At 71.6% G+C, this 7014-nt stretch carries 7 protein-coding genes; 3 read left to right on the top strand and 4 right to left on the bottom strand.

Annotation, left to right across the window (positions count from 1 at the left end; translation table 11 throughout):
• The 3 genes from AB0J52_RS21405 to AB0J52_RS21415 form a co-directional block, all read left to right on the top strand.
• A partial coding sequence (locus AB0J52_RS21405) for a LysR family transcriptional regulator (protein ID WP_500183479.1) occupies positions 1 to 769 on the top strand: 769 nt, incomplete at its 5' end.
• A 228-nt stretch (positions 770 to 997) separates the two neighbouring features.
• Positions 998 to 1840 (top strand): DUF1963 domain-containing protein, encoded by an 843-nt coding sequence (locus AB0J52_RS21410; RefSeq protein WP_500183481.1) that lies wholly within the window; start codon positions 998 to 1000, stop codon positions 1838 to 1840.
• 152 nt (positions 1841 to 1992) lie between these two features.
• Complete coding sequence (locus tag AB0J52_RS21415; protein ID WP_500183483.1) at positions 1993 to 2547, top strand: cysteine hydrolase family protein; 555 nt, start codon at positions 1993 to 1995, stop codon at positions 2545 to 2547.
• A 139-nt stretch (positions 2548 to 2686) separates the two neighbouring features.
• Here the strand turns inward: AB0J52_RS21415 and AB0J52_RS21420 are convergent, their stop codons facing one another.
• The 4 genes from AB0J52_RS21420 to AB0J52_RS21435 all read right to left on the bottom strand — a co-directional run.
• Positions 2687 to 3175 carry a MarR family winged helix-turn-helix transcriptional regulator gene (locus tag AB0J52_RS21420; protein WP_500183485.1) on the bottom strand — a complete coding sequence of 163 codons (489 nt, stop codon included), beginning with the start codon at positions 3173 to 3175 and terminating at the stop codon, positions 2687 to 2689.
• A 161-nt stretch (positions 3176 to 3336) separates the two neighbouring features.
• The gene (locus AB0J52_RS21425; protein ID WP_500183487.1) at positions 3337 to 3681 is read right to left on the bottom strand and encodes a cupin domain-containing protein; all 345 of its coding nucleotides are present in this window, start codon (positions 3679 to 3681) and stop codon (positions 3337 to 3339) included.
• A 107-nt stretch (positions 3682 to 3788) separates the two neighbouring features.
• Entirely contained in the window at positions 3789 to 6089 is a 2301-nt protein-coding gene (locus AB0J52_RS21430; protein WP_500183489.1) for an AAA family ATPase, read from the bottom strand.
• A gap of 221 nt (positions 6090 to 6310) precedes the next feature.
• A partial coding sequence (locus AB0J52_RS21435; RefSeq protein WP_500183491.1) for a hypothetical protein occupies positions 6311 to 7014 on the bottom strand: 704 nt, incomplete at its 5' end.

Raw genomic sequence — 7014 nt, forward strand, 5'->3', positions numbered from 1 at the left:
GGACCTCGGCGCGCGGCTGCTCGACCGCACCCCGCAGGGCAGCCGCCTCACCCCCGCCGGTGAGACGTTCCTGCCGCTCGCGAACGCGCTGCTGCGGACGTCCGCGCGAGCGGCCGCCCGCACCCGGGCCGCCGCCCGGCCGGACCGGATCGTCATCGGCTACATGTCCGGCGCGATCGTCACGCCCGCCGTCCGGGAGCTGCGCCGCCTGCATCCCGGAGCCGACGTGCGGACCGTCCACGTGTACGTCCCGGAAGCGCGCGCGTCGCTCCTCGACCACCGCGTGGACGCCCTGGTGAGCCGCCTGCCGTTCCGCACCGACGGCCTGCGCGTGACCGTGTTGTACGACGAGCCGCGCGTCGTGCTCGTCCCGCTGGACCACCGCCTGGCCGGAAAGGAGTCGGTCACCCTCGACGACATCGCAGGCGAGCCACTGCCCAGGCTGCGCGACGCCGATCCCGAGTGGGACGCCTTCTGGCGGCTCGACCCGCGCCCGGATGGCAGCCGCGCGCCCGACGGCCCCTCCATCGACCGCATCGAGGAGAAGTTCGAGCTGGTCGCCTCTGGTGAGGCCATCGCCGTCACGGCTGGACACCACGGAAGCACCCTCCGCCCCGACCTCGCCGCCATCCCCTTGGAGGGCGTGGAGCCCAGCCATGTGGTCCTCGCCACCCGAACGGACGACCCGAACCCCCTCGTCGCCGACTTCCACGAATGCGCCCGCAGCCGCATCGAACCTCCCGGCCAGGAGGTGCCTGCGCACCCGTGACCAGGGAGAGGCGTCGGGTGCCGTTCGAGCGCGTTCACGCGGGCAGAATCGCGGCCGACCCTTTTCGGACGCCCCGGGTAGGGAGATCGCGGATGTCGGTCGTCCTCACTAGGGTCACAAAAACAGTGATGTTTTCGGCTCGCGCGGGCAGGGACCGCGAAGACTTCCCGTGCCGGACGATCTGGAGCCTCGATGGGTTTCGCGAGTTACGAAGAAGCGTGCGCGAGGGTGCGTGAACTGTGCGTCGAGCACCTCGGCGAGCATCTCGGCACGCAGGTCGCCGCCCTCGCGAAACCCGCCTTCGGACTGCGCCCGGTGAAGCCCGGCGTCGAGCCCGCCGGGCACAGCCGGTGGGGAGGCCCGGCCCTGCTGCCCGCCGGAACGCCGTGGCCGGAGTGCGGGGGCGTTCCGCTGAGCCTGTTCGCCGTCCTGGACGTCGAGGCCCTCGGCCCGTGGGCGGCGGGCGAGCGCCCGCCCGCCGGTGACCGGCTGCTCAACGTCTTCTACTACGACCCGGACCTCCGACGCGGTCACGACTTCAAGGACGAGCCCCCGTTCCGGTCGGACGATCCGCGGTACTGCCGGATCATCCCGGCCGACCCGGCCTCGGCCGTCGAGGTGGAGGCGCCTCCGCCCGCGGCGGTCCATCCGCCCCAGCCGTTCTACGGAGTGCCGGTGATCACCCTTCCCTCGGCGCGGGGCGTCGACTACGACCCGGTTCTCGACACGCTGGACTACGGCGGTGAGACCGACGGGTCGCTGTACTACGAGTCGCTGCCCGGATGGCTGGTCTCCGACCGCTTCGGGGAGGTCTGGAGCGAGTTCTGCGGCAAGGAGCAGGGCCTCTACCAGTACGACGACGTGTTCTTCTCCCCTGACCAGGCGTTCGGCTGGCCGCACCTGGAAGGCCACTTCCCCTTGCAGGAACTGTCGCCGGACGAGCCGTACCGCCACATCATCACCATCGGCCAGTACATGGGCGACGGCGGCTACGTCCACTTCGTCATGCCCGCCCAGGCGTTCCGCGAAGGGGACTACTCCCAGACGGTCGCCTACCTCGAATGCTTCTGACGCCTCGTCCGCCGGGCCCGCCCGCCGCCGCCCTCACGTTCGCGACCGGTCGCCCTCCGGCCCCGCCGAGGGACGTGAATAGCATGATCGTTCGCAGTCGGCGTCCCGCCCGCCGCGGGAGGCCGTAACGAGAGGTTGGACAGGAGCCAGTCGTGACCACCGCACTCATCATCGGGGACGTCCAGAAGGGCATCACCGGCAGCTACCCGTTCGCCGAGCAGGTCGTGGCGCCGCTCACCGAACTGCTGCCGCGCGCCCGCGAGGCCGGCGCCCTCGTCGTCTTCGTGCACTTCGGTTTCCGGCCCAACGGAGCCGACCTGCCGCCGGACAACGAGCTGTTCAGGTCGTTCTTCGAGGCCGGGGACACCTTCCACGAGGGGTCGGCCGGAATGGAGATCGACCTCCCTGTCGCGGACGAGGACGTCGTCGTGACCAAGCGCCGCGCCAGCGCGTTCGCCGGCACGGACCTCGACCTGGTGCTCCGTTCACGGGGCGTGGACACCGTCGTGGTCGCCGGCGTCGCGACGAGCGCGATGGTCGCCGCGACCTGCTACGACGCGGCGGACCGCGGGTACCACGTCACCGTCCTGCGCGACGGCTCCGGCGACGGCGACCAGGCCGTGCACGACTTCTTCATGGACGCCGTCTTCCCGGGACGGGGATTCAAGGTCGTGACCTGCGCCGAATGGCCCGAAAAGGCCCGCTGACCCCACGTCCGCCAGGACGCCGAGGAGGCGGGCCGGACCCTCGCCCTGTCCAGCCCACGGCCCGCCCCCTCGGCCCCCTCGGCCCGCCCCCTCGCCCTCTCGGCTCGTCGGTGTCTCGGATCGCCGAGCGCCCGGTCCGTCAGGCGACCGGGCCGCCCGCGTTGCGGATCAGCCGCTGGAGCACTTTCACCGTGGTGACGTAGTCCGCGTCGTCGATGCCCTCATGCAGGGCGGCGCGGATCGCGGGGGCGTTCCGTCCGAGTTCGACGCGCGCCTGCTCTCCCTCGTCGGTGATCCAGAAGCGGTCCTCGGCGTCCCGTCGCAGCCAGCCGCGCTCCACGAGCACCTCCGCCTCCGCCGCGAGGTCGTCCTCGGGCCGGAGGTAGGAGGCCATGGCGTCCCGCAGCTCCTGGACGGTCATCCCCTCGCCGTCGGGTGAGATGTCGTTCTTCGACAGGTTCCGCAGCAGCCAGAACTGGGGCTGGGTGTAGCCCTTCTCGGCCTGCCGGGCCCGGGTGAACGCGATGAGCGCCTCGTAGGCGACGCCGGTCCAGTAGGCGGCGGGCTGTCCCGCGAGTTCGGCGTCGGAGGTCGGCTGGGCGGTTTCGGAAGACTGCTGGGTAGGCATAGAGGTCCCCTCGACTGTTCAGGTGCGTCGCCTGCACGCCGTGCAGGCCATGCGCCGACGCTAAGACCTCAAGTGCAGTTGAGGGCAAATGCCTGCAAACCACCCAGCCTCCGCTGTGCCGCCCCTGCCCTCCGCGCCCAGCCTTCCGGCCGTCAGGTCGGTTACTCCTGCGGCTGGTCGGGCTTGCGGGAGCCGTAGGCGGGCCCGAAGACGACCAGGAGCGCGAGGTTCTCGGTCACGTCCACGAAACGGTGGTCCTCGCCCGCCGGGACGAAGATCACCGACCCCGGTTCCACGGCGGCCGTTCCGCTCGGCGTCACGATCGTCGCGCGTCCTGCCGTGACCACGTAGATCTCGTCCTCGGTGTGCGGGCTCTGGTCATCGGTCCCGCCCGCGGGGATGCAGTACGTCCCCACCGACAGGTCGGGCGTCCTCAGCTGCTCGGCCCAGTCATTGGCCGCACCCGCCGTGGCGTTCCAGGCCCCCGCGTCCTCAATGATCCGCATCCCCGAAACCCTAGCCATGCGGCCTGAGCGGCGACAGAGGGACGAGCTCACCCCCGACCCCCAGCGGACGCGACGCGTCCGCTGTGCCGCGTAAGAGGCGACTCCTCTCAGAGGTCGGTCGGGGTGGGGAAAGGGTGCGGCACGGGTGTTCGGGCGTGGTGCGCGGATTCGGCGTGCCGGTGGTAGGTCTCCAGCGCGGTGCGGAAAGCCGGATCCGCGTACACGCGGCCGTCGATGAGGCGGCCCGGACGTCCCTCGATGACGGCCACCAGATCGTCGCCCTGGAGCGTCTTGTGGGTTTCCAGGGCGTGGGCCACGGCGAGGACGGCGGCCCGTTCCTCGGCGAGGATGCGCTCCACCCGGGCCAGCAGGTCGGTCAGGTGGTCCTCGATGCGGTCGGCGAGCCGGCGGCGCATCTCCCGTTCGGCCTCCTTCGCGCCCTTGGGGCCGCCAGGCGTCCCGACACCGAGCTGCGTCGAGACGGCGTGGGAGGAGACCGTCGAGCCCATGCCCCAGTAGCCCTCCATCAGGGACGCCACGCGCGTCGCCGACTCCAGGTCGCCGGAGACGCCGGACGAGCTGTCCCCGCCGAAGAACATGCGCTCGCCCGCCAGGGACGCCAGGGAGACGAGGATGTCGGCCTCGTACTCCGACCGCCACTGGGTGAACTGGTCCTCGACCGGGATGGACGCGACCATGCCGAGGTACTCGGCGCCCTTCTCGATCGTCGCGATGTCGATCTCCAGGTGGCGGCGGACGCGGTGGGCGACGACGGCGTGGCACGCCTCGTGGACGGCCGTGGCGTGCCGCTCGCGGTCGTGGTACTCCACGCCCTCGGGCGGGCCGAGCGACTTCAGCTGCTTGGCCTTCATCACGTCCGCCCAGGTGATGACGTCGCGGTCGGCGCGGATCGCGGTGATGAGGGCCTCGTTGACCAGGTCCTTGATGGTCGCGCCCGTCGCGTACGGGGTGATCGTCGCGAGCTTGTCGACCTCCTCGGCGGTGAGGTCGTGCCGGACTTTGGACAGGTACCCCTCGTAGGTGCGGACGCGGCCGGCCTTGGACGGGTAGCCGACCTTGTAGATCCGGTCGAGGCGGCCGGGACGCAGCAGCGCCTCGTCCAGCGCCTCGGGCATGTTCGTCGCCATCATCACGAGGATCCGGTACTTGGGCGGCGGCTTCGGCGGCATCCCGAGCAGGCGGCGCACGTGGCGGTTGATGAGTCCGCGCGGCTTCTTCAGTCCCGAGAGCTCGGTGAGCAGCGCCTGGAGCGTGCCGGGGTCGCCGCTGCCCCCGCCGCCGTTCATCCCGCCGCCCATGAGGAACCGGTCGCGGCGGGCGTGCGGGACCTCCTCCAAGGTTCCGAGCGCGTCCCGGGCGAGCTGCCACCGGGTGTCGGACGACAGGTACGCGACGCCGTTGCAGCCCGCCGCCTGGAACATGGGGGAGTGGGACCCGGCGGGACGCCCGCCCGGCCCGGTCTGCGCGAGCGAGCCGCGCCGCCCGAGCGAGTCGGCCTCGTCGAAGAACACGACCACGCCGCCGTACCGAAGCGCGAGCTTCCGGAGCTTCCGGAAGAGCGACTTCACCTTCAGGACGCCGATGCCCATGAACATCTGGATGAACGCGCCGGGGTCCACGAACACGTAGGGCAGCCCCGTCTCGCCCGCGACGGCCTCGGCCATGAGGGTCTTGCCGGTGCCGGGCGGCCCCCAGAGCAGGATGCCGCCGGGGACGTAGCCGCCGCGCGCCTCGATCTCGTCCGGACGCCGCAGGAACACGATGTTCTCCCGGACGCGGTCGAGGACGTGGTCCTGCCCCCACACGTCGGAGAACCGCGTCTTGATGTCGTCCGGCATGTAGGTCTCCACGCCGCCGCGCGACAGGAACCAGAACATCCCGACGAACTGGATCGCGATGAAGAAGAACAGGAACAGCACCTGGACGAGCAGCGGCAGCGCGCGCCAGATCAGCGCGGGAACCTGGAACAGCGCGTCCACCGGCGAGGTGTGCAGCATCTTGCCCGCGACCAGCGCGAACACCACCAGCCAGCCGAGCGCGAGCACCGCCCGCCACACCCGGAAGCGCGTCCACGGGCGGAACCGGCGGTGCGTGAACCGCTCGAAGCCGCCGAACACCCGCACCGTCCAGAACCGGTGGTAGCGGGCCGACCGCTCACCGGCGAGGAAGTGCGCCTGCCGGACGAGCTCGATCCCGGCCAGCGCGAACACCCACCAGCCCGTCCGCTCCTCGATCAGCACGGCGTCCCGGAACGACTTCAGCGGATCGTCCGCCATCGCCGCCCAGACCAGCAGGAACCACAGGGCGGTGAAGAGCAGCAGGTACCGCACCCGCTCCCACCAGGTCTGCCGCCGCCGCGTCGTCCGGACGTCCCGCGCCTCCGCCACCGGCGCCCCGTCCTCCGGGGGAGTCTCGGGGGCCGCGCTCTCCAATGACGGTTGTGGCGCCTCCGCCACCCCACCGGGAGCTCCGTTCGCATGGAGCGTTCCGCCAGGGCTTCCAGCCGCCCTCCCGATTCCGTTCGAGACCCCGGCGCCCGCCGTTCCAGCGGGGGCGGCGCCGGCGTCGGAGGCGGGTGGGACCTGACGGGAGCGTCCGCGCCGGAAGATCATCGGTGTCTCCTCACGGTGAAGGACCGCGCCACGGCGTCCAGTTCGGCCGAGCGTTCCTGGTAGCAGCGGGCCGAGCAGCTGACGACCAGCTGGTAGAGGCGGCCGTCGTCGGCGGCGTAGGTGGTGACGTCGAAGGTCTGGAGCAGCAGCTGCTGCCCGATCCGGTAGTTGAACACCGAGCGGACGCCGCGCAGCCCGCCGCCGGGCGTCAGGACCTGGTCGCGCACCAGCTCGAACCCGGTCAGCGGCCGGTGCTCCTTGACCGCCTGCCGCCGGGACTCCGCGGTGACCGGGAGGAACGCGTCGCGCAGCACGTTCAGTGAGACCTGGTCGCGGGCCTCGTCGGACAGCCGCCGGATCTGCGCGTACGCGAACGGCTCCTCGTCGCCGCCGAGGCCGAACAGGTGCGTCGGGTCCGGCGGGCGCGACGCGTCGTAACCGACCGACCAGCTCGACTTCGGCCGCGCCCGGGCCGCCGCCGAGTCGGGGTCGTCACCGGAGAGCAGGTCGTCCATGTCGTGCTGGCCGATCCGGTGCCAGCCGTTCGGGACCTTGAAGTACGTCCGCTCACCGCCGTTCTTGACGTAGGTGAAGCGCGGTTCGCCGCAGCCCTGCGCGAGCAGGAGCACCAGCAGCAGCACGAGCGTGAGCAGCGGCACGGGGACGAGGACGGGGACGGCCGGGACGGCGGCGCGCCGCG

Origin of the sequence: Spirillospora sp. NPDC049652, assembly GCF_040675125.1 — a bacterium.
Lineage (GTDB): Bacteria > Actinomycetota > Actinomycetes > Streptosporangiales > Streptosporangiaceae > Spirillospora.